Consider the following 21236-nt stretch of genomic DNA (forward strand, 5'->3'; position numbering starts at 1 on the left):
TCAAGCGCCCGTTCAGGCAAATTCACAGGCCAGCGCTCCTTCACCGTCCAGGGTGGCGTGTACACGGGAGATGGCGGCGCCGCTGGCCATGGCATCCAGCAGGCGGTCGGCGATGCGCGGCAGCACGCTCTGTTCCAGCAGCTGGTCGATCAGCCGCGCGCCGCTCTCGCCGCTGGCGCAGCGCTCGGCCAGGTGTTCGAGCAGGGCCGGGCTGTGGCTGAACGCCAGGCGGCGTTTGCCCAGGCGCTGGCCGAGGCGTTCCAGCTTGAGCTGGATCAGCTCGCGCAGCACCGCACCGGCCACCGGGTAGTAAGGCACCACGCGCATGCGCGCCAGCAGGGCCGGCTTGAAGTGGCGGCTCAGGGTCGGGCGGATCGCCTCTTCCAGCTGCTCCACCGGCGGCCGCTGTTCGTCGGCGCAGAGCGCTTCGATCCTGTCGCTGGCCAGGTTGGAGGTGAGCAGGATCAGGCAGTTGCGGAAGTTGATCTCGCGGCCTTCGCCGTCGTTGGCCACGCCCTTGTCGAAGATCTGGTAGAAGACGTTCATCACGTCCGGGTCGGCCTTCTCCACCTCGTCGAGGAGGATCACCGAGTAGGGCTTCTGCCGCACCGCTTCGGTGAGCATGCCGCCCTCGCCGTAGCCGACATAGCCGGGCGGCGCGCCGATCAGGCGGGAGACGGTGTGCTTCTCCTGGAACTCGGACATGTTGATGGTGGTGAGGAAGCGCTCGCCGCCATACAGCAGGTCGGCCAGGGCCAGGGCGGTCTCGGTCTTGCCCACGCCGCTGGGGCCGACCAGGAGGAACACGCCGGCTGGCGCGTCGTCCTTGTTCAGCCCGGCGGCGGCGGCGCGCATGGCGCGGTCGAGCAACTGCACCGCCTGCTCCTGGCCGCGCACGCGGGCGCGCAGGTCGCTGGCGAAGCTGGCCACCTTGGCGTTGTGCTCGCGGGCCAGCTGGGCCAGCGGCACGCCGGTCCAGTGGCTGATCACCTCGGCCACCAGGCGTGGGCAGACTTCGAAGCTGACCAGGCGCTCGGCGGTTTGCGCGGCAGCCAGCTCGGCCTGCAGCTCACGCAGCTCATCTTCCAGCGTTTCTAGTTCATCGCTGTTCTCGGCGCGGGCCTGTGTGCATTGCTGGCGCAGGTCGAGCAGGCGCTCGGCCAGCTGGCGCTGTTCGCTCCAGCGCGTATCGATCTGCTGCAGTTCGGCTTCGGCCTCGGTCAGGCGCTGTTCCAGGGCGGCCAGCGCAGCTTCGTCCACCGCCAGGCCGGCCTGCAGGTCGCGGCGCAGGGCCAGGGACTGGCGCTCGCCTTCGGCCAGCTCGCCGCGCAGGCGTTCCAGCGCTTCCGGCGCGGCGGCCAGGCTGATGCGCACGCGGGCGCAGGCGGTATCCAGCACGTCCACCGCCTTGTCCGGCAGCTGGCGCCCGGCCAGGTAGCGGGCGGACAGTTCGGCAGCGGCCACCACGGCGTCGTCGCGCAGATAAATGCCGTGGCTCTGCTCGTACACCGGGGCCAAGCCACGCAGGATGGTCACCGCTTCCTGCACGGTCGGTTCGTGCAGCTGCACCGGCTGGAAGCGCCGGGCCAGGGCCGGGTCCTTCTCGAAGTACTTCTTGTATTCGCTCCAGGTGGTGGCGGCGATGGTGCGCAGCTCGCCACGGGCCAGGGCCGGCTTGAGCAGGTTGGCGGCGTCCGAGCCACCGGCCTGGGCACCGGCGCCGATCAGGGTATGCGCCTCGTCGATAAACAGGATGATCGGCTTGGCCGCGCCCTGGACTTCGTCGATCACGCCCTGCAGACGGCGTTCGAACTCGCCTTTGACGCTGGCGCCGGCCTGCAGCAGGCCCATGTCCAGGCCCAGCAGCTCGACGCCCTTGAGTGCCTGCGGCACCTCGCCGGCGGCGATGCGCAGGGCCAGGCCTTCGACCACCGCGGTCTTGCCCACGCCGGCCTCGCCGACCACGATCGGGTTGTTCTTCCGCCGCCGGGCGAGGATGTCGATCATCTGGCGGATGGCGCCGTCGCGGCACAGCACCGGGTCGAGCTTGCCGTCGCGGGCGCGCTGGGTGAAGTTGTGGGTGAAGCGCTGCAGGTTGGATTCGCCAGGCGCGGCCGGCTTGCCGGCGCCGGTCTGTGGCTGTTGGCTGATGGCGAAGTCGCGCAGGCGCTCGGCGTCGATCTTCGCCAGCAGCGGCTGGTAGTGGCTGCCGGCGTAGCGCATGGGGTTGCGCAGCAGGGCGAGGAGCAGCGCGGCCTGTTCGATCTGGCTCTGGCCCAGTTCCAGGTTGGCCACCAGCAGGGCGTCCTGCAGCCATTGCACCAGCTCGGCGGAGAACACCGGGTTGCGTGACTCGCTGGCCTCGCCGCGCGGTTGCAGAGTGGCGGCCAGTTCGCCGGCGTCCACCTCGGCGTCCTGCAGGGCGCGCGCCAGCAGGCCGTCGCGGCGTTCCAGCAGGCCGAGCAGCAGGTCTTCGACCAGGATCTTGCTGCCACCGCGCTGCAGGCAGCGTTCGGCGGCGGCTTCCAGCTCGCGGCGGGTCTCGGCGTCCAGTGCCTGGACCAGCTGTTGGAGGTCGACGTTGATCATTTCATCAGTCCTTTAATGAGTCTTGCTGCCGATGGTGACGACACCATCGGCCTTTTCATGGCCGAGCCAGGAGGTCCACCCCAGGTGGCAGGGGTTGTCCTGGCCGATGCGCAGCTCGCGGATTTCCTCGTGGCGCAGGGCCAGGCGGATGTCGTAGTCGAGCGGGTCGCGCAGGGTGAAACGCACCAGCGCGCAGAGCGGCTGGTAACCGCTGCCGATCGGCAGGAATTCGTGGAAGCGTGCCCAACTCAGCTGGCGGATATGGATGCGGAACTTGCCGCCGCGGTCGCGTACCGAATCGCCCAGCACCAGGCTCTCGCCCAGCTGGCTGTTGGCCAGGCCGAGGCGGTTGCGCTGCTCGGCGATGATCTCGACGCGGCGCTCGACGCACTGCTCGATGCGCAGGTCGGCGTGCTTGAAGTAGTAGCGCAGCACCGACTCGACCAGCGCCGCCGAGTGGGCGCGCAGGCTGAGCAGGCCGAGGTAGGGCAGCAGGCGCCGCCAGTTGAGGTCCTCGGCGGCGCGGATGCGTTCGCCGCCCAGGCCGATCAGGGCGAACAGGCGCGCGGAGAACAGGTCGCGGGCGCCCTGGTCGTAGTGCGCGTAGTAGCGGTACTTGCGCCAGATCGGCAGGAGCAGGCGCTGCAGGCGATCGTTGAACAGGTCGAGGAAGTCGCGGGTGGTGTTGCCGTCCGGACCGTCGCCCAGGGCCTGCTCGCTGTAGAAGGCCGGCAGTGGCGAGCCGGCGCCGAACAGGCCGACCAGGTTGAGGCGCAGGCGCGCGCGCAGCTCGCCGTGTTCCTCGAAGAACTCCAGGCGATCGGTGTCGCTGCCGGGGAAGCCCAGGCTGGGGTTGGCCTGGAATTCCAGGCGCTCGTACAGCGCCTCCTCATCCAGCTCGGGATGGGCGGCGCGCAGATGGTCCAGCGCCCGCAGCACACCCTGGAACAGGCTGTACTCGCGGATGCCCCGGCTGAGCCGGTTCAGAGCAGGGGCTGTTGCCCCATGCGCGGCGTCCATTGGTACACCTCTCCCTGTGTGCTCTGTACGCGCAGCTCGTGATACGAGTTGAGGCTGGCGTAGAGGGCAAAGAATTCATTGAGCACCGAGGCGAACAGGAACAGGTCCCCTTCGCCCAGGTAGCCGTCCGGGTCCATGGTCAATTCGGTGCGCACGCCACGAATCGGCAGCCCGCGGTGCAGGCGGTCGACGTGCTGGTGGGCGATCTTCTTCAGGCCGCCGAGCATGCGCTGGCTGACCTTGAGCGCGTGCTGGTCGTAGTGGCGCGGCAGGTCGTAGGTCTCGAGGATGACCTTGAGCGCCTCGACGTCGGCCAGCGACAGGTAGTTCAGCGACATGTTGGAAATCAGCTTCCACAGGTAGTCGCGGTGCAGCGGCGGCGCATAACTCGGAGTGACGGTGCCGATATTGCGGAAGGTGAGGAACTCCGGGGTGTCCTCGCTGGGCAGGCAGATGTCGCCCGGCTTGAGCTGGCGCGCCAGGCTCTGGTTGGTGCAGGTCAGCTCGATCGACAGGGTTTCCTGCACATCGCCGCCGCGCTGGGCGAAGCTCAGCCAGGTCTCCATGCCGTCGCCGAGCAGCGACGACTGCTGGCGCACGCTGTAGTGCGGGCGGGCGCGTGGCTGGTCGAAGCTGGTGTCGTGCTCGAACGACTCGAACGGCACGTATTCCTCGTAGCCCATGCCGCCGGGTTTCCAGCCGGTCACCCGGTCCACCGAGAACACCCCGCAGTGCTGCGGGTCGAGCTCGGCCGGCAGCAGCAGGTACTGGTCCTGCTTGCCGTCCAGGCGGATCGGGATGGCGTCGTGGGCGAACAAGTTGACCACCGGCGTGCAGTACAGGCGCACGTTGTCCAGAGTCGGGCGGATGCGCTGCAGGCCGGTCTTGCGGATATCGAAGCGCAGCTCCAGACCGCGGGCGCGCTCCAGCACCTCCTGCGGCTGGCGCTGCAGCGCGTCCAGACCCTTGAGGTCGACGAACAGGAACTTGTCCTGGAAGGCGAAGTATTCCTGCAGGTGGCGGTAGCCGCGGAAGGTGTTGTGCGGGTAGGGGATCAGCGCCTGGTCTTCGCTGAATCCGACCGCCTCGACCTGCTGTGCCGGCAGAGCGATGGCCGGCAGCGGCAGGCCGTGATCATTGGTCAGCGGCTGGCCTTCGCCATCCAGCAGCACCAGCTGCAGACCGCCGAGGTGGCGCAACAGACCGAGGTAGAGCAGCTGGGCGATATAGCGCTCGCCGGCCAGATGCAGGCGCAGGGTGCTCAGGCCGATCTCGCCCAGATGGCCGTCGGCGCTCATCGCCAGGCGCAGGCTGAGCAGCGCACCGTCGCCCTTCACCGAGTAGTCCAGGCCACTCAGCGCCAGCGGCAGCACTTCCGTGGCGTAGGCGGTGCGGAAGCGGCAGGTCACGCCCTCGACGGCCTTGGCTTCCACCGGCGTATGGCGCGGCACCTGCAGCGCCGGACCGGGACGCTTGAGCGGGTCGAACTGCAGCATGCTGAAGGCCGGCAGCGGGCGCATGTAGTTCGGCCACAGCAGGTGCATCAGCGAATGGGTCAGCTCCGGCAGCTCGTCGTCGAGCTTCTGCCGCAGACGCCCGGTGAGGAAGGCGAAGCCTTCCAGCAGGCGCTCGACATCCGGATCACGCCCGGCCTGGCCGAGGAACGGCGCCAGCGCCGGGCTGCGCTCGGAGAAGCGCTTGCCCAGTTGGCGCAGGGCGGTGAGTTCGCTCTGGTAGTGGTGGTTGAAGGACATTAGTGGGCCTGCTCCTTGATCTTAGAAAATCTCGCTGAATACCCAGCCGTTGAAACGGATCAGGGCACAGAGCGGAATCAGCGCGAACAGCAGGAACGACCAGAGAGCCACGGCATTGCGAGTCTTGAGAACCTGCGATCCGTAGCGAACTAACATGACGCTGCTGATCCCAAGGAGGGGAATGAATGCGACCAGACAGGCGGAGAACAGCCAACCAAAAGCATTGCCGCGCAGCGAGTAGCCGAGCAGTTCCAGATCAACCGGCCAGTAGCTGCCTGGCTCGTTGAATGTGATGGCGAGCATCAGTAGGGACAGTGCGAGAGCCGGATAGCGCAGCATGTTCAGCGCAGCCCCTTGGTGTGTAGGGATTTGGCCAGTTGGCGTCGCCTTTCTCGGCCTACGGGGTTATCTCCCGAGTAATAGAAGTGGCCTTCGGCGGTAGGCATCTGGTTGGCCAGCTTGAGTGCGGCGTCAACGATCTGTTGATCGCTCATGCCCGCAAATATGGGATCCCCCTGGCTCACCAGATCAATAATGTGGGTATTGAGAATTTTGGGATGGTTATTGACCGCGGCTTTTAGACTGGCATTGATGGGGGCTCCGATCAGCACCAGATGGTTCACGGTGATCCCTTGGCGGGCATGGAAGATCGCGGTACGTGCAGCGATCACCGCGCCCCATGAATAGCCAATGATGTTGAACTGTCCTGCTGAGGGTAGGGGCTTGCTGATACCAATGTTGACTAGGGAAAAGTCAGTGCTCTTTATGGCTTTAAGGTCTCGTCCGAGTTTGACGGCGAGCAGGTCGCTGGTGGGAGTGCACTCGACCTTGTCGTACTGGCGAACTTTGATCAGTCCGAATAGGTATTTCTTTTCAATGTATTCATGGCCATAGCGGCATTTTTGTAGCTCGCCATACTCGAAAACCACCGGATCGGTTTCGTCTTGGTTATAGAGGGCGACTGCAGAGGCATCGCCCAACATATCGACCAAGGAGGGGACGTAGCTGTCCAGCCCGGTGATAAGGGACGAGTAGTTCCCGTACGCGGGGGTTGCTATCCCGACTTCCTTGAGCGCGGCAACCATATCGTCGTTGTAGGAGCCAACCATCCCGGCTCCGCCGAGAAAGACTGTCAGTCCGCGCTCGACAATCAGCGCCTTGGGATTGGTGTCCGATGTAGAGGTGCTTTGCCGCGAGGCAATCTTCTTGTATGTGCCAGATGGGTGGCTGATCATTTCCTGTGCCATGGTTATCAGCCTTCCGTAGCCAGGTAGATGTCGATCTTTTCGGCCTTGGTGTGAGGTGCTATCCGATGTGTTCTTCCCTGGGCATCTGTAGTCCCCGACTCTTGGGCACCGTTTTCTCGAACTAGCATGTAGGGTTGATTGGCTATGGGTTCGCCCTGCTCATCCGTGAGGACGAACTGCTCATCGAATCCGGGCATCTTTACAGGCGCGGGAGCAACAAATGCAGCCCCACCTCCACTGGCCCCAATCAACACCGTCCCCGACCCCGCCACCACCACATTGCCGTGGCTGCCGACGCTGCCAATGGTGGTCGCCGGTTTGCCGTTGATCAGCACGGTCGGGATCACATTGCCCGACAGCGCGCCGCCGCAGGCCGAGGCATCGCCCATGCGTGCAGCCGGCAGGCCGTCGAACAGCACATTGGGCGAGCCGGCGGCGATGGGGTTGGTGCCGTGGCCGGGAACCGGGCAGGCGGTGGGGTCGCCCAGGCGGGCGGCGGGTTTACCGGACATCCATGCTCTCCTTTGAACAGGCCCTTACCTGACCTTCACTTGCCCGCTGCCATCCAGCTGCGCGGCGAAACTGACCTGGCGCTTGATGCCGTCGACCTGCAGCAGCCCTTCGATGGCGAAGTTGAGGCTGAGGGGGTCGTGCTCGCGCGGCAGGGAAATGACCCGCACCTGTTTCAGGCGCGGCTCGTATTGTTCGATAAAGCGTTCGATCGCCATGCGCGCCTGCTGCAATGCATCGTGCAGCGACAGGCGCATGTCGTTGAGATCGGGCAACCCGTAGTCGGGCAGCGTCTGCACGCTGCCCGCCCGGGTGCTGAGCATCTTGGCCAGATGGGCAGCCACCGAGGCCATCACGCTCACCTCGTGGTCGAGGCGGGCGCGGCCGACGGTGTCACCGCCGAGGCGCTCGAACAGGCTGCCGTAGGTCATCAGGTTCTGCCCACGAACAAAATACGGTGGCGGCGCTGGGCGTTTTCGCGCAGTGCAAGGAAGGCCGGACGCAGTGGGCTGCCTGCCCACAAGTTCGGCATGACACCGCAATGCGCGAAAACGCACGCGCCCCGGAGGGCTGCGCCCGAAAGCGCGCCAGCCGGTGTTGCTCGTCCCTTAGCTGGAATCGCCAAACTGCGGGACTCGCGCCTTGTCTGGTGCGCTTTCGGGCGGCAGCGCCGGTGTGTTTTGTTCATGGGCAGAACCTCACTCCTTGTCCAGCTTGCCGACCAAGGACAGGGTGAAATCGGCACCCATGTACTTGAAGTGCGGGCGCACGTTGAGGCTGACGCGGTACCAGCCCGGCTCGCCTTCCACGTCGCTGACGATCACTTGCGCGGCGCGCAGCGGACGGCGGCTGCGGACTTCCGAGCTGGGGTTCTCCTGGTCGGCGACGAACTGGCGGATCCACTTGTTCAGTTCCAGTTCCAGATCGGTGCGCTCTTTCCACGCGCCGATCTGTTCGCGCTGCAGCACCTTCAGGTAGTGGGCCAGGCGGTTGACGATGAACAGGTAGGGCAGTTGGGTGCCGAGCTTGTAGTTCAGCTCGGCGGTCTTGCCTTCCTCGCTGATGCCGAAGAATTTCGGCTTCTGGGTGGAGTTGGCGGAGAAGAACGCGGCGTTGTCGCTGCCCTTGCGCATGGTCAGGGCGATAAAGCCTTCTTCCGCGAGTTCATATTCGCGACGGTCGGAGACCAGCACCTCGGTGGGGATCTTGGTCTCGATCTCGCCCATGCTCTCGAAGTGGTGCAGCGGCAGGTCTTCCACCGCGCCACCGCTTTGCGGGCCGATGATGTTCGGGCACCAGCGGAACTTGGCGAAGCTGTCGGTCAGCTTGGAGGCGAAGGTGTAGGCGGTGTTGCCCCACAGGTAGTGCTCGTGGTTGCCGGCGACGTTCTCCTTGTAGACGAAGGTCTTCACCGGGTTCTCTTCCGGATCGTAGGGGTTGCGCAGCAGGAAGCGCGGCAGGGTCAGGCCGACGTAACGCGCGTCTTCACGTTCGCGGAAGCTCTGCCACTTGGCGAACTGCGGGCCCTCGAAGTGATCCTTGAGATCCTTCAGGTTGGGCAGGCCGGTGAAGCTCTCCAGGCCGAAGAATTTCGGGCCGGCGGCGGCGATGAAGGGGGCGTGCGACATGCAGGCGACGGAGGCCACGTGCTGCATGCACTTGATGTCCGGCGAGCTGGGGTCGAAGAAGTAGTTGGCGACGATGGCGCCGACCGGCTGGCCGCCGAACTGGCCGTATTCGGCGGTGTAGATGTGCTTGTACAGGCCGGACTGGGTGATTTCCGGGCTGTCCTCGAAGTCGTCCAGCAGGTCCTGCTTGGAGGCGTTGAGGATTTCCAGCTTGGTGTTCTCGCGGAAGTTGGTGCGATCGACCAGCAGCTTGAGGCCGCGCCAGGACGATTCCAGGGCCTGGAAGTCGGCGTGATGAAGGATCTCGTCCATCTGCCGGCTGAGCTTGGCGTCGATCTCCGCGATCATGCGGTCGACCATGGCCTTCTTCACCGGCTCGTTCTGGTTGTGCGGCTTCAGCAGCTCTTCGATGAAGGCGGACACGCCACGCTTGGCGATGTCATAGGCTTCGTCGTCCGGAGTCAGGCGGGTTTCCGCGATGATGCGGTCGAGAATGCCGGCTTCGGCGACATTCCGGGTGCTTTCCACTACTGCACTGGTGCTCATGCTCGGGCTTCCTTGTCGAGAATTCAGGCGTCTTGCTGGGCTTGGGCGGCGAGGCCCAGTTCACCCAGTACGCGATCACGGGAGTCGTCGTCGGAGAGGACGCTTTCGATGGCCTTGCGGAAGGCCGGCGCGTTGCCCAGCGGACCTTTCAGGGCGACCAGGGCGTCGCGCAGCTCCATCAGCTTCTTCAGCTCGGGGACCTGGTCGACCACGGCGGCCGGGTTGAAGTCCTTCATCGAGTTGATGCGCAGCTGCACCGGCAACTCGTCGGCGCTCTCTTCGTCCTGCAGACGGTTGGGCACGTTGAAGGTCAGGCTCAGCTCCTGCTTGCCCAGCACTTCGTCGAAGTTGTTCTTGTCGATGCTGATCGGTTTGCGGTCCTCGATCTTGCGCTCGTCGGCGCGCTGGGTGAAATCACCCAGCACCATCAACTTGAGGGGCAGTTCGATCTCTTCCTGAGCACCACCGGTCGCCGGTTTGAAGGTGACGTTGATGCGTTCCTTGGGTGCTACCGAGCCTTCTTTGGCCATGGTTGTTCTCCTTTACGTTAAGCGGAGGCCTTGCGGCCTCAATCCAGCACCACTTCGAGATCGAGGTGGCACAGCCTGCGGTGGATCTCTTCCTTGCGCTCGCGGATCGCATGGTTCTGCGGCAGCAGCTCGTAGCAGTTGTGCAGCAGACGCAGCACTTCCAGGGCGAGATCGGGTTCCCACTCGCCGAGGCCGGAGGCCTGCAGCGTCTGGTCGAGAGATTCGAGTTGGGTCTTGGCCAGTTCGTGTTTCTTCGCTGCGCTGCACAGGCGCGCCAGGCTCAGATGCCAGAAGAATCGCGCGCGGCCGCCCTGGGCCTGGGTCATGCCCTGCTTGAGCTGCTGCACGGCGGGCTTCAGGCCGTCCTTGCGCAGGCGCGGCAGGGCGGCCTGCAGGGCGATTTCCCAGGCCGGCAGTTCGCCGCTGGCGCCGACCTGAACGGCCGGCTCGGCGCTCGGCGGCTGCAGGTGCGGCATGACGCTGGCGCCGATCCAGGCGCGGGTCTCGGCATCGGCGAAAGGTACGCCGTCATGGAAGCGCAGCTCGTCCAGGCCCGGTACGCGCTGCAGGAACAGCGCCAGCTGCATCTCCACCTCGCACATGGCGGCCTCGGCGTTCAGCTGCTGCAGGCATTCCCAGGCCAGGCGCTGGCCATCCAGCCAGAACGGCGCGCGGGCGATGCTGGCCTCCACTTCCACCAGCAGGTCGGCGTACTGGCCGGCGGCGAAGCGCTCGGCGAAGCTGGCCAGCTTGTCGGCCGGCAGGCCGCGCAGGGTGGTGATCTGTTCGGCATTGCTCTGCGGCAGGCCATCTATCGGCAGCCACAGCAGGGTGCGCGCCAGGCGCAGGGCGCGGAGGTCGCTGGCCTTCTGCTTCAGCCACCAGGCGCACAGCGGCCGGGCACCGTCCTGCAGGGCGCGCAGCGACTTGTGCGCGTCGCGCTCGTTGTCCAGCGGTGCGGTGGGATTGATCACCTGGGCGGCGGCCTGCTTGACCTGGGCCAGGGCGGCGCCGACCACGCCGGGTTCGGCCTGGCCCTGGGTGGCGCGGGCGATTTGCTCGTCCAGGCGGCGGCACAGTGGCAAGAGCAGCGGTGCCTGTTCGCCCAGATGTGCGGCCAGACAGGTTTCCAGGCCGCGCAGCAGCTCGGCCAGATTGCGGAACAGCGGCAGCTGGCTGGCGACGGGGATGTCTTCGCCCAAGACTTTTTCCAGACGCGGGGTGAGCCAGGTAAGGGCGGCGGCACGGGTGCGATCCTTGAGTGGATGCAGGGTGCTCCAGTGCTGCTGGCAGAGCTCGAGCAGCAGGCCCAGGCCGGCCTGCAGGCCATTCAGGCCTTCGCGCTGGTGCAGGCTCCAGACCAGCCAGCAGGCTACGCGCAGATCCTTGGAATGGTGGCGTAGCAGCGCCTCGCTCTGGTCTCGCACCTTGTGCCAGTCAATGGCCTCGGTCTGGTGCATGGCGGCGGCCTTTTCCAGCTCGCCTTCCAGGGCTTCGAATTCGCCGGAATAACGCATGTCTTCACCGGCGAAATTCCCATCGTTAATGGGTGTTTTCGCCAGTTGCAGATAATGCTCGGCCAGAGGTGAAAGTGCAGTCATTCCATTGACTCTATATATACGTCCAGCAACTTGGAAAAACTTCCCATATATATGAGAAGCAAGCGGTTGCTTGGTCCATGTGTGCAACTTTCTGCGCAGCTCTTTGCGCAACTACTTGCACAGCGTCCTTATGCGGTGGGCATCCTAGCCCCAGGATGGGAGGTGGGCAAGGCGGAAAATGTGAAGCGTTAGACAAGCGGGAAGATTGCTGGAAGTTGTTCGTCGGCAGAGCGGCTAGCTGTTTTGGCGCCAATTAAAAGTTGTTATGAGTACGTATTCATATATATGGGAAAGTGCAACTTTCCCTGTAAGAAAATGCTTACCGGTAACTTTGCTCTGCTTCACACTTGGCAGGGTTTATAAGTTCGCTTCTGTGAACTCGCGCGGCAAATTCTGGCCCCTGACTGGGCGAAAACGTGACCCGCTTCCGCCTGCCGCATCGGCGCCAAAGCGGTCGGGCTGACCTAAGCTGGCTGGGTCAGCCACCGTTGCGAGGAACCGGGCCATGTCCATCATCCGCACCCTGTCGTTGGGCTTGTGTCTGTTGCCGGCATTGGCATGGGCCGAGCTGCGCCCGGGCCTATGGGAGTTCACCAACCAGGTGCAGAGCGGTGGCCAGGCGATGCCGGACATGCAGGAGCTGCTCGCGCAGATGCAGAACATGCCGGCCGAACAGCGGCAGATGATGGAGCAGATGCTCAAGCAGAAGGGCGTGCAGATGGGCAGCGGCGGTGGTGTGCAGCTGTGCCTCAGCGAGGCCAGCGCCAAGGGCCAGAACATCCCCCTGCAGGACCCCAACTCGGGCTGCACCCACGAGATCACCGAGCGCAGCGCCGAGCTGTGGAAGTTCCGCTTCAGCTGCCCCAACGGCCAGGGCGAGGGTGAGACCCGTTTCGCCAGCGACACGGCCTTTACCACCACGGTGAAGGGCGTCTATGACGGCCGCGACAGCACCATGAACAGCCAGGCGCGCTGGGTTGGCGAGGATTGCGGAGGCCTGCCCGCCCGCTAAGAACCTACCTACGATCTCTTGATCGTCGGCCAGGCTGCGTTGAAATGGGGCTCGGGTTGCTCATTTACCGCTCGTAAACTCCGCACCCTCGCCCCATTTCGCCTTGCCTGGCTCTAGCTCAAAAGATCGTAAACAGGCTCTGATCGCCTGTGGCGCAATCGGCGGCGCCCGGCGCGGCACTGCGGTTACACTGCCGCTTCAGTCAGGGCCGAGGGCGAAGGAATGCAGGTAATCGGATGGTGGTTGTTCGGTGCGGTCAGCGTGCTGGTGCTGCTGGTCGGCATCCATCTCTACAACCGTCTGGTATTCAACCGTGCGCGGGTGGCCGAGGCCTGGAGCGGCATCGACGTGCAGCTCAAGCGCCGCTCCAGCCTGATCCCGCAGCTGGTCGCCTGCCTGCGCGCCTACATGACCCACGAGCGCGACACCCTGGAGGAGCTGACCAGCCGCCGCGGTGAAGCCCGGGCCCACGAGGGCGAGAGCGCCGCCAGCCGCGCCGCGTTCGAGGGGCAGCTGTCCTCCTCGCTGCTGCGCGTGTTCGCCGTCGCCGAGAACTATCCCGAGCTCAAGGCCGACGCGGTTTTCCTCGATCTGCAGCGCAACCTCAGCGAGGTCGAGGACCATATCCAGATGGCCCGTCGTTACTACAACGGCGCCGTGCGCGAACTCAACGTGCTGGTCGAGTCGGTGCCGAGCAACCTGCTGGCCGGCGCCTTCGGCTTCCGCTGCGCCGACTACTTCACCCTGGAAGACCCGCGCGACGGCCAGTCGCCGAAGATGGAGTTCTGACCATGCCGGGACGGCTCAAGCTGCTCTTGCTGTTGTGCTGCCTGTTGCCCGGCATGAGCCTGGCGCAGGAGGTGATCGAGGATTTCGCCGTGGAGCTGCGGGTCGGCCGCGACGGCATGCTCGACGTGGTCGAGCGCATCGTGGTGCAGGCCGAGGGCGACCAGATCCAGCGCGGCATCTACCGCGATATCCCGGTGATCTATCGCCTGCCTGGCGGCCTGCTGCGCAAGACGCCGATCGAGAGCTTCAGCGCCACCCGCGATGACGCGCCGGAGCAGGTGCATCGCGAGAGCATCGGCGCCTATCAGCGCTTCTACCTGGGCTCGGCCGATCACTATCTGCAGCCAGGACGTTACCGCTACGAGCTGAGCTATCGGGTCGACCCGCAGCTGCTGCAGCGGCCAGGCGAGGACGAGCTGTACTGGAACGTCACCGGTGATGCCTGGAGTTTCCCGATCCTGCACGCCTCGGTGCGGGTGCAGCTGCCGCCTGGTGCGCGGGTCGACAGCGTGTACGGCTACACCGGCGCCAGTGGCGAGCAGGGCCAGGGCTACCGGGAGGTGGCGCGCGTTGATGGCTTCCTGCACCTGGAAACCACTGCGGCACTGCCGCCGCGGCAGGGTTTCACCCTGGCCGTCGATTGGCCGAGTGGCCTGGTCGAGCGACCGAGCCTGCTGCAACGTACCCTGCGCCTGCTGTTCGATAACGCTGGCGTTGCCCTGGGCGGGCTGCTCTGGATCGCACTGCTGGTCTACTACCTGCGCACCTGGCGGCGCGTCGGCCGCGATCCGCGCAAGGGCTTGCACATGGTGCACTTCGAGGCGCCGGACGATCTCAGCCCAACCCAGGTCGGCTATCTCTGGCATCGCGGTTTTCGCGGGGTTTTCGACGAAGCGCGTGCCCTGGGCGTGTGCTTCACCGACTGGGCGATTCGTGGGCTGATTCGTCTGGAGGATCGACCACGCGCCGACGGTTTCATCCTGCAGCGCGGCAAGACGCCGATCGAGTCGGCGCGCGTCGGCGAGATCGAGTGGCTGCGTCTGCTGTTCCCGGCCAGCAAGGGTGATGCACCGCTGGAGCTGGGCAGTAAGTACCAGCCGCGCCTGGCCGAGATGAAGGCGCGCATGGTCGACGGCCTGGCTACCCATGGCCGCCTGTGGCACGCCAACAACCGCGGCGCCTGGGCCACCGGCCTGGCCCTGGCCGTGCCGGGCATCCTGCTCGGCGTGTTGACTGGGCTGCAGGGCGAAGAGCAGTGGGGCCTGGCCATCGGGGGCCTGGCGTTCAGCCTGGGCTTCGGCGTGCCCACGGTCGTGATCCTGGTGATGGCAGCGCGCCAGTCGAGTTGGGGCAAGAGGATCGGCCTGGGCCTGGTCGCGCTGATGTTCGGCTGGCCGGTGCCGATCGGCCTGTGGATGCTGCTGTCCACCACGTCGGTGCCGGTGGCGATTCTGCTGTTTGCCTATGTGCTGGTGGTGGCGCTGTTCTATCGCTGGCTGGAGGCGCCTTCGGTGAAGGGTCAGCAACTGCAGGATGCACTGGCCGGCTATCGCGACTATCTGCAGCTGGCCGAGCGCGATGTGCTGGAGCGTGCCGGCGAGGCGCCGGCCATGAGCATCGAGCTGTATGAGCGGCACCTGCCCTATGCCATGGCGCTGGGTGTGGAGGAACAGTGGAGTGCGCGCTTTGCCGCGGCGCTGGAGGCGGGGTTGCTCGACAACTCGGTCGCGTATCGGCCGGGCTGGTATCAGGCGAGCAACAGCTTCAACTCACCATCCACCTTCGGCAGCGCCCTGGCGTCCAGCCTGGTCAGCGCCAGTGCCAGCGCATCCACGCCGCCGGCCTCATCTTCGTCCAGCGGTGGCTCGTCGGGCGGCGGTTCGTCCGGAGGTGGTAGCGGCGGCGGGGGAGGCGGCGGCTGGTAGAACTAGTCGCATGTTGGAATGGGTTCCACGTGAAACCCATTCATGTCGCGCAGTCAGCGATCCATCCACACGCCCTTGCTCTGCTGTTCGCAGGCCGGCTTGAGGTAGCGGGCGTCGCTGGCCACGCCGTAGTAGTGGATGTCCTGCTGGTAAGGCGTGCCCTGGACCTTGGCGTTGCGACATTCGCCGAAGGCGCCGCTGGGGCACTGCTCGACGAAGCTGACCTCGACCTTCTGCCCTTGCAACTGCGGGGCGCAGAAGCCGGTGCGGAACAGGTTGGCGGGGATGCTGCGGTTCTGCTGGCAGAGCTTCACTTCCACCTGCTTGCCTTGGCTGTGCACCACGCAGGCTTCGGCCCAGGCCTGGCCCGTCAGGCCCAGCAGCAACAGGGCGGCAATCACGCGCATCGTCTCTCTCCTCGAACAAAGCGGCGACTTTAGCCTTTCCCGGCGCGGCGTGAAACCGCACCATAGGCCCATGCTCGCCAACATCCCCACCCATCTGATCGCCGGCCCCCTGGGCGCCGGCAAGACCAGCCTGATCCGCCACCTGCTGGCCCACAAGCCGGCGGCCGAGCGCTGGGCGGTGCTGATCAACGAATTCGGCCAGATCGGCCTGGACCAGGCCCTGCTGACCAGTGACCAGGACGGCGTCAGCCTGGCCGAGATCCCCGGCGGCTGCCTGTGCTGCGTGGGTGGTGCGCCCTTTCAGGTCGGCCTCGGCCGTCTGCTGCGCCAGGCCAGGCCGGATCGACTGCTGATCGAGCCCTCCGGACTCGGTCATCCGGCCGAGTTGCTGCGCCAGCTGGGTGAGGCACCCTGGCGCGGGGTGCTGGCGCTGCAACCGGCGGTGCTGGTGCTGGACGCGGCGGCCCTGGCGGCAGGTCAGCCTTTGCCCGACAGCCAACAGCAAACGCTGGAGCTGGCCGGCCTGCTGCTGCTGAACAAGGCCGAGACATTGGACGAGTCGACGCGTGCACGCCTGCAGGCGCAGTTGCCGGCGCGGCCGTTGCGCTGGATCAGTCAGGGCGTGCTGGACTTCGCCGAGCTGCCCGGCAGCGCCGCGCAGACCGGGCCGGCGGGCGAGGGCATGGGCGTGCCGCAGGGCAGGGCGCCGCTGGCGCAGGTCTGGAGCGATGCGCGCCAGCCGATCTGCCAGGTACAGGAGCAGGCCGAGGGCTGGAGCATCGGCTGGCGCTTCCATCCATCCCAGCTGTTCGAGCTGATGCGTGTGCAGACCTGGCTGGCCGGGATGCCCTGGCGCCGCGCCAAGCTGGTGCTGCACAGCAATGCCGGCTGGCTGTCGGCCAATGCGCTGGATGGCGAGGCGCCGCACTGGCAGGCCAGCGAGTGGCGCAAGGATTCGCGGTTGGAGCTGATATTCGCTGGTCCCCAGGACGAAGCCGCACTGCGCTCAGGTCTGGCCGCCTGCCGGCTCAGCTGAGCCAGCGCTCGGTGATCAGGCCGAGCAGCAGTAGGGCCAGGGCGAAGGCAGAAACTCTGAAGGCTTGTGGCGAGATCAGTGCGGCGTGCAGCGTCTGCAGGGGTTCCTGGCGCAGCACGAGCAACTGTTCTTGGTAGGGAGATGGCAGGCAGGCTGGAAAGAACCGATCACGGTAGAGCAGGGTACGGATGGCCTCCATATCCAGTGCCTCTACGCCTTGCATCACATAGCGGGGCGGCCGTCGGGCAGGTTGCCCTGCTCGGTGACCAGGATCTGCAGGCCTCTGGCGAGAAACAGCTCGTGCAGGCATTCGAGAAAACCGAGGTCGGGTGAATCCAGCAGATAGAACATCGGCGCCTCCTTGCGAGGCGGTGATCCTCGCGCGCTGCCGTTGCCTTGGCAAGTGGCCGGAGGAGGACAGTCCGTCGGTCGGCGGGTGTCGGGAGCAGGGTTAGGTAAGCGTACTCAAGCGATGCTTTCGGCTTCGCTATGTAGTTGGCAGTAGTCCCGTTCGCCGGGTGCTTGTTGGAGCAGCTGCCAGGCCCACGGCGCATCGCCGTCGTGCGGCAGCAGCAGGGCATAGCGGTGCCCGCGCGCTTCATCGCCCAGGTCGCAGGCGATGGCCTCGATGCCCTGTGCGTTGAGCCGCTCGCGGAGAAAGTCGATGTAATTGCCGTTGTCGGAGGTACGCAGGTTTTGCAAGACGTGGTCCTTGTCCACGGTGGATCGGTCCGGCCGCCGGGCGGCCGAGCTCGATGGTAGCAGAACGCCATTGTGTGATGCCGTAGGCATTTTTTCCGGTCAGGGATGGGCGTTGAACCAGGCGAGAATCTTGCCCGGGGAGGCGGCGAACCACTCATGACCACCCAGCACCTCGGTATGCCGAGCCGTCTCTACGCCTTGCTGGAGCAGGCGGTCGTAGTACAGGTCCATGCTCCACCAGGGCACCACAGCATCGACGAAACCGTGCAGGAATAGGGTTGGCGGATGATCGGCCGGCAGATCATTCGGCATTACGCACAGTGGCCCGCTGCAGGTGGCATAGGAGCCGGACTGGATGGCCAGGGCACGGAACCTGCCAGGGAAGGACACCGCCATGCGACTGGTGTTGTAGCCGCCGCTGGAGATGCCGGTGGCGTACTGGCGCTGTGCATCGAGCGGGCCGAAGTGGCCGGCGGCGATGGCGTCCAGCACATTGTCGAGGAAGTCATAGTCGGTGCTCAGTTCGTAGGCCTGGGCCAGGCCGGGGATGTTGGTCTGCCAGAACAGATCGGCCGGTGCGCTGGGGGCGATCACCGCGTAGCCGTTGTCCAGCAGGGTGCGCACCAGCTTGCCCTCGTAGTAACCACCGAACGACTGGTTGCTGTAGTAGATGAAGTTGTCCAGCGGGAAGAACGAGCCCTGGTAGACCAATACCACCGGCCAGCCGCCACTCGGCGGGGTGCCCAGCGGCGTCTGGTAGATCACCTGGCGGGCGCCAACCACGCCGGAGTCGATCCAGGTGGTCTGGTGGCTACAGCTGATCTTGGCCGGCAGCAGCAGCGACTTGGGTCGTTCACTGCAGCGCGAATCGGCCATCGCGGCAGGCAATGTGAAGAGCAAAAGCAGGCAGCAAAGCAGGGTGCGGAAAGCGATCATGGGAGTGATCTCCGTCGTTGTTGTCAGGGACACCGCCTCTCAAATAGAAACAGGAATTCCGATTCTGTAAAGTGCTCCGATGCCACGAACGATGCGGTAGTAACGACGGGCGAGGGGAATGTGGCGAGCTCGAGATGCCCCGCCCACTCGGACGGGGCCGGAGAAATCAAGGGTGGCGTTTGAACCAGTCGAGAATCTTGCCGGGAGAGGCGGCGAACCACTCATGGCCGCCGCTGACTTCGCTGTGTAGGGCCGTTCCGATGCCCTGGTAGAGCAGGCGATCGTGGTACGGCTGCATGCTGCTCCAGGGCACCACGCGGTCGGCCATGCCGTGGACGAACAGGGTAGGCGGGTGGTCAGCCGGCAGCCTCTGCGGTATCTGGCAGCGAGCACCGACGCAGGTGGCATAGGAGGCCGACTGAATGGCCAGTGCCTTGAAGCGACCGGGGAAGGAAACGGCCATGCGGCTGGTGTTGTAGCCGCCACTGGAGATGCCCGCGGCGTACCAGCGGGCCGGGTCCAGCTTGCCGAAGCGGCCGGAGCTCATGGCGGCGAACAGATTATTGAAGAACAGCTGGTCATTGCTCTGCGCGTAGTTGCCGGCGTACTCGGGGGCATTGGTCTGCCAGGCGTCGGTCGCGGTCAGGGCATTGGGCGCTATCACCGCGTAGCCATTGTCCAGTAGCGCGCGGATAAGCAGACCCTGGTAGTAACCGCCGAAGGGCATGTCGGCGCTGTAGCTGAAGTTGTTGACCCGCACCAGCGAGCCATGGAACAGCAGAGCAACCGGCCAGCCTGCGGCGGGCGCGGTGCCGTCCGGTACCTGGAACACCACCTTGCGCTGGCCTTTGGCACCGGAGGCGATCCATGTCGTCTGGGCGATGCAGGTGACGCTGGCTACTTGAGTGGCGCTGGCGCGTACGGATGTGCAGCGCGAGGCTGCCTGGGACGGGGTGGAAAGACTGGCAAGCGCCAGAAGAATGATGCCGAGGGCGAGCGGGCTTTGGGCAGTAGGCATGGACTACTCCTGCTATCGATAGCACATCGGAGTAGACGCATAGATGTCGGCAACATCAGGACTAATTGTCGCCAAATTCCCGGCAAACGATGGGTGGCGGCGCTAAATATCCACATATGCGGCGGGAAAATATCGTTCGCCGCCTTGCCAGATTGCTGCTTGGAGTCTATCTTGCATCGGAACCGATGTTCCGATTCCGATAAAAACAACAGCTGGAGGTCATCGTGGCACATCAAGGAAGAGGCCTGGCGGTCGCCGGCCTGGCATTGCTCGGCGCGCTGCCCATCGGGCTGGCGCAGGCGTTTCAGATGCGTTCGGGCGACTGGACCACCTCGCTCGATACCACCGTTTCCTACGGTGTCAGCTACCGCCTGGAGGGCCAGGACGACAAGCTGATCGCCCGCGCCAATGGCGGCAGCGGCAGCAGCTCGGGGCTGATCAACTCCGACGACGGCAACCTGAACTTCCGCAAGGGCGACCTGTTCTCGCAGATGGCCAAGATCGTCTCGGAGATGGACCTGCGTTACCAGGAGCGCCACGGCGTATTCATCCGCGGCCGCGCCTTTTACGACTTCGAGCTGGAAGACGACGACCGTCGCCACCGCGAGATCAGCGACGGCGGCCTGGACGAGGCCGGCTCCAGCATCGATCTGCTGGATGCCTTCGTCTACGGCAGCTGGACGGTGGGCGAGCGCGACCTCAACGCCCGCCTGGGGCGCCAGGTGATCAACTGGGGCGAGGGGCTGTTCTATCAGAACGGCATCGGCACGACGAATCCGGTGGACATCAACGCCCTGCGCGCGCCCGGCTCGGAAGTGAAGGAAGCCTACATGCCGACCTTCATGGTCTACGGCTCCTACGAGCTGCGCGACAACCTCACGGTGGAGGGCTACTGGCAGCCGGGCAAGGCCTGGGAAGCCTCGAAGATCGACCCCTGCGGCACCTACTTCTCCACCCTTGATCCGCTCGGCGAGGACTGCGAATACCTGTCCGCCGCGCCGCTGCAGGAGCAGATCACCGGCCGGGTCGGCGAGGCGATGGCCTTCGACAACCCGGCGGCGGCCCAGGCTTGGGCCGACAGCCTCGGCCCTGGGCTGGTCAATGGCCTGCTGCGCTCCTATATCCCCACCACCTTCATCCCGCGCGCCCAGGACATCGACGGTGACGATTCGGCCCAGTACGGCCTGGCCCTGCGCTGGTACGTGCCGGAGCTGAACGACACCGAACTGGGTTTCTACTATCTGCGCTACAACATGCAGGTACCGATGATCGGCCTCACCGTCGGCCAGCCGGTGATCCTGCCGGTAGTCGGTGCGTTGCCCGACGCCAGCAGCTCGCGCTACTACGCCGAGTACCTGGAGAAGCGCGACCTGTTCGGCATCAGCTTCAACACCTCGGTCGGCGGCGACAGCATCTTCAACGGCCTGTCACTGGCCGGCGAGCTGAGCTACCGGCCGGACACGCCGATCGCCCTCGGCCTCAACGAGTACTTGCCGATCGCCCTGCTCAATCCCCAGGGCTTGCCGACCGGAACCCACATCGACGGCTACCGCGAGAAGGACATGTTCCAGGCCTCGCTGGCCGCCATCTACAACTTCAACGGCCTGCTCGGCTCGGACTCGGCCGCGCTGTTCTCCGAACTGGTGGCCAGCCGTGTGCAGGGCCTGGAGTCCGACGTCGACTACTACGAGGCCACCAGCAGCGCCTATGGCGCCCAGGCCAGCCTGCAGCTGACCTACACCAACGTGTTCAACCTGGTGAACCTGGTGCCCAGCCTCGGCTACCAGTACAGCATCAACGGCGTGGCGCCCCAGCTCACCAACGGCTTGGACGAGGAGGCGCAGAGCTGGTCGGTGGGCCTCGACGCGATCTACCAGGAGTCCCTGACCGTCGGCGCCAAGTACGTCGGCTACAGCGGCGGTGGCATCTCCAACAAGCGCACCGACCGCGACTACCTGACCTTCAATGTCAAATACAGCTTCTGAG

21 protein-coding genes are annotated in these 21236 nt (G+C 65.3%); 5 read left to right on the top strand and 16 right to left on the bottom strand.

The window, feature by feature from the left end:
* Positions 1-12: 12 nt before the first annotated feature.
* The 10 genes from tssH to tssA form a co-directional block, all read right to left on the bottom strand.
* Positions 13-2589: a type VI secretion system ATPase TssH gene (gene tssH, locus N7607_RS12085; RefSeq protein ID WP_279865764.1), complete on the bottom strand. Its 2577-nt coding sequence runs from the start codon at positions 2587-2589 to the stop codon at positions 13-15.
* A gap of 12 nt (positions 2590-2601) precedes the next feature.
* Positions 2602-3609, bottom strand: coding sequence for a type VI secretion system baseplate subunit TssG (gene tssG / locus N7607_RS12090; protein ID WP_279865762.1), 1008 nt, complete (start codon positions 3607-3609; stop codon positions 2602-2604).
* Positions 3573-5363: a type VI secretion system baseplate subunit TssF gene (gene tssF / locus N7607_RS12095; RefSeq protein WP_279865761.1), complete on the bottom strand. Its 1791-nt coding sequence runs from the start codon at positions 5361-5363 to the stop codon at positions 3573-3575. The genes tssG and tssF overlap by 37 nt, the downstream gene beginning before the upstream one ends.
* A gap of 21 nt (positions 5364-5384) precedes the next feature.
* Positions 5385-5702, bottom strand: a complete 318-nt coding sequence (locus tag N7607_RS12100) for a hypothetical protein (RefSeq protein WP_279865760.1) — start codon at positions 5700-5702, stop codon at positions 5385-5387.
* Between the two features lie 2 nt (positions 5703-5704).
* A complete protein-coding gene (locus tag N7607_RS12105) occupies positions 5705-6610 on the bottom strand; it encodes a thioesterase domain-containing protein (RefSeq protein ID WP_279865759.1) in 906 nt (301 codons plus the stop codon).
* Between the two features lie 5 nt (positions 6611-6615).
* A complete protein-coding gene (locus N7607_RS12110; protein ID WP_279865758.1) occupies positions 6616-7122 on the bottom strand; it encodes a PAAR domain-containing protein in 507 nt (168 codons plus the stop codon).
* Between the two features lie 24 nt (positions 7123-7146).
* Positions 7147-7554 (bottom strand): type VI secretion system baseplate subunit TssE, encoded by a 408-nt coding sequence (gene tssE, locus N7607_RS12115; RefSeq protein WP_279865932.1) that lies wholly within the window; start codon positions 7552-7554, stop codon positions 7147-7149.
* A gap of 264 nt (positions 7555-7818) precedes the next feature.
* The gene (gene tssC / locus N7607_RS12120) at positions 7819-9294 is read right to left on the bottom strand and encodes a type VI secretion system contractile sheath large subunit (RefSeq protein ID WP_279865757.1); all 1476 of its coding nucleotides are present in this window, start codon (positions 9292-9294) and stop codon (positions 7819-7821) included.
* A gap of 23 nt (positions 9295-9317) precedes the next feature.
* Complete coding sequence (gene tssB / locus N7607_RS12125) at positions 9318-9824, bottom strand: type VI secretion system contractile sheath small subunit (protein ID WP_279865755.1); 507 nt, start codon at positions 9822-9824, stop codon at positions 9318-9320.
* 38 nt (positions 9825-9862) lie between these two features.
* Positions 9863-11425, bottom strand: a complete 1563-nt coding sequence (tssA, locus tag N7607_RS12130) for a type VI secretion system protein TssA (RefSeq protein ID WP_279865754.1) — start codon at positions 11423-11425, stop codon at positions 9863-9865.
* A gap of 505 nt (positions 11426-11930) precedes the next feature.
* On the opposite strand from tssA, the gene N7607_RS12135 reads away from it, so the two are divergent.
* From N7607_RS12135 to N7607_RS12145, 3 genes are all read left to right on the top strand, one after another.
* On the top strand, positions 11931-12437 hold the full coding sequence (locus N7607_RS12135) for a DUF3617 domain-containing protein (protein ID WP_279865753.1): 507 nt from the start codon (positions 11931-11933) through the stop codon (positions 12435-12437).
* A 222-nt stretch (positions 12438-12659) separates the two neighbouring features.
* Positions 12660-13226: a LemA family protein gene (locus N7607_RS12140; RefSeq protein WP_279865752.1), complete on the top strand. Its 567-nt coding sequence runs from the start codon at positions 12660-12662 to the stop codon at positions 13224-13226.
* A 2-nt stretch (positions 13227-13228) separates the two neighbouring features.
* Complete coding sequence (locus tag N7607_RS12145) at positions 13229-15151, top strand: DUF2207 domain-containing protein (protein WP_279865751.1); 1923 nt, start codon at positions 13229-13231, stop codon at positions 15149-15151.
* A 53-nt stretch (positions 15152-15204) separates the two neighbouring features.
* Here the strand turns inward: N7607_RS12145 and N7607_RS12150 are convergent, their stop codons facing one another.
* On the bottom strand, positions 15205-15558 hold the full coding sequence (locus N7607_RS12150) for an NADH:ubiquinone oxidoreductase (RefSeq protein WP_279865750.1): 354 nt from the start codon (positions 15556-15558) through the stop codon (positions 15205-15207).
* 70 nt (positions 15559-15628) lie between these two features.
* Between N7607_RS12150 and N7607_RS12155 the strand changes: the two genes are divergently transcribed.
* Positions 15629-16594, top strand: coding sequence for a CobW-like GTP-binding protein (locus N7607_RS12155; RefSeq protein WP_279865749.1), 966 nt, complete (start codon positions 15629-15631; stop codon positions 16592-16594).
* Here the strand turns inward: N7607_RS12155 and N7607_RS12160 are convergent.
* From N7607_RS12160 to N7607_RS12180, 5 genes are all read right to left on the bottom strand, one after another.
* Complete coding sequence (locus tag N7607_RS12160; protein ID WP_279865748.1) at positions 16587-16793, bottom strand: hypothetical protein; 207 nt, start codon at positions 16791-16793, stop codon at positions 16587-16589. The two genes, N7607_RS12155 and N7607_RS12160, sit on opposite strands and share 8 nt — an antisense overlap.
* A gap of 23 nt (positions 16794-16816) precedes the next feature.
* On the bottom strand, positions 16817-16945 hold the full coding sequence (locus N7607_RS12165) for a hypothetical protein (protein ID WP_279865747.1): 129 nt from the start codon (positions 16943-16945) through the stop codon (positions 16817-16819).
* A 114-nt stretch (positions 16946-17059) separates the two neighbouring features.
* Positions 17060-17314: a hypothetical protein gene (locus tag N7607_RS12170; RefSeq protein WP_279865746.1), complete on the bottom strand. Its 255-nt coding sequence runs from the start codon at positions 17312-17314 to the stop codon at positions 17060-17062.
* Between the two features lie 81 nt (positions 17315-17395).
* Positions 17396-18232, bottom strand: a complete 837-nt coding sequence (locus N7607_RS12175) for a plasmid partitioning protein (protein WP_279865745.1) — start codon at positions 18230-18232, stop codon at positions 17396-17398.
* A gap of 166 nt (positions 18233-18398) precedes the next feature.
* Positions 18399-19250 carry an alpha/beta hydrolase-fold protein gene (locus N7607_RS12180; RefSeq protein ID WP_279865744.1) on the bottom strand — a complete coding sequence of 284 codons (852 nt, stop codon included), beginning with the start codon at positions 19248-19250 and terminating at the stop codon, positions 18399-18401.
* A gap of 224 nt (positions 19251-19474) precedes the next feature.
* Here N7607_RS12180 and N7607_RS12185 point away from each other — a divergent pair, with 224 nt between their 5' ends.
* Entirely contained in the window at positions 19475-21235 is a 1761-nt protein-coding gene (locus N7607_RS12185) for a DUF1302 domain-containing protein (RefSeq protein WP_279865743.1), read from the top strand.
* The last annotated feature ends 1 nt before the right edge of the window (position 21236 follow it).

This window comes from Pseudomonas sp. GD04019 (assembly GCF_029837695.1).
Lineage (GTDB): Bacteria > Pseudomonadota > Gammaproteobacteria > Pseudomonadales > Pseudomonadaceae > Aquipseudomonas.

Bases quoted from the DNA above. Each gene is read 5' to 3' on its own strand.
- tssH (WP_279865764.1), bottom strand. From the start codon at position 2,589: ATGATCAACGTCGACCTCCAACAGCTGGTCCAGGCACTGGACGCCGAG.
- tssG (WP_279865762.1), bottom strand. From the start codon at position 3,609: ATGGACGCCGCGCATGGGGCAACAGCCCCTGCTCTGAACCGGCTCAGC.
- tssF (WP_279865761.1), bottom strand. From the start codon at position 5,363: ATGTCCTTCAACCACCACTACCAGAGCGAACTCACCGCCCTGCGCCAA.
- N7607_RS12100 (WP_279865760.1), bottom strand. From the start codon at position 5,702: ATGCTGCGCTATCCGGCTCTCGCACTGTCCCTACTGATGCTCGCCATC.
- N7607_RS12105 (WP_279865759.1), bottom strand. From the start codon at position 6,610: ATGGCACAGGAAATGATCAGCCACCCATCTGGCACATACAAGAAGATT.
- N7607_RS12110 (WP_279865758.1), bottom strand. From the start codon at position 7,122: ATGTCCGGTAAACCCGCCGCCCGCCTGGGCGACCCCACCGCCTGCCCG.
- tssC (WP_279865757.1), bottom strand. From the start codon at position 9,294: ATGAGCACCAGTGCAGTAGTGGAAAGCACCCGGAATGTCGCCGAAGCC.
- tssB (WP_279865755.1), bottom strand. From the start codon at position 9,824: ATGGCCAAAGAAGGCTCGGTAGCACCCAAGGAACGCATCAACGTCACC.
- tssA (WP_279865754.1), bottom strand. From the start codon at position 11,425: ATGACTGCACTTTCACCTCTGGCCGAGCATTATCTGCAACTGGCGAAA.
- N7607_RS12135 (WP_279865753.1), top strand. From the start codon at position 11,931: ATGTCCATCATCCGCACCCTGTCGTTGGGCTTGTGTCTGTTGCCGGCA.
- N7607_RS12140 (WP_279865752.1), top strand. From the start codon at position 12,660: ATGCAGGTAATCGGATGGTGGTTGTTCGGTGCGGTCAGCGTGCTGGTG.
- N7607_RS12145 (WP_279865751.1), top strand. From the start codon at position 13,229: ATGCCGGGACGGCTCAAGCTGCTCTTGCTGTTGTGCTGCCTGTTGCCC.
- N7607_RS12150 (WP_279865750.1), bottom strand. From the start codon at position 15,558: ATGCGCGTGATTGCCGCCCTGTTGCTGCTGGGCCTGACGGGCCAGGCC.
- N7607_RS12155 (WP_279865749.1), top strand. From the start codon at position 15,629: ATGCTCGCCAACATCCCCACCCATCTGATCGCCGGCCCCCTGGGCGCC.
- N7607_RS12160 (WP_279865748.1), bottom strand. From the start codon at position 16,793: ATGGAGGCCATCCGTACCCTGCTCTACCGTGATCGGTTCTTTCCAGCC.
- N7607_RS12165 (WP_279865747.1), bottom strand. From the start codon at position 16,945: ATGTTCTATCTGCTGGATTCACCCGACCTCGGTTTTCTCGAATGCCTG.
- N7607_RS12175 (WP_279865745.1), bottom strand. From the start codon at position 18,232: ATGATCGCTTTCCGCACCCTGCTTTGCTGCCTGCTTTTGCTCTTCACA.
- N7607_RS12180 (WP_279865744.1), bottom strand. From the start codon at position 19,250: ATGCCTACTGCCCAAAGCCCGCTCGCCCTCGGCATCATTCTTCTGGCG.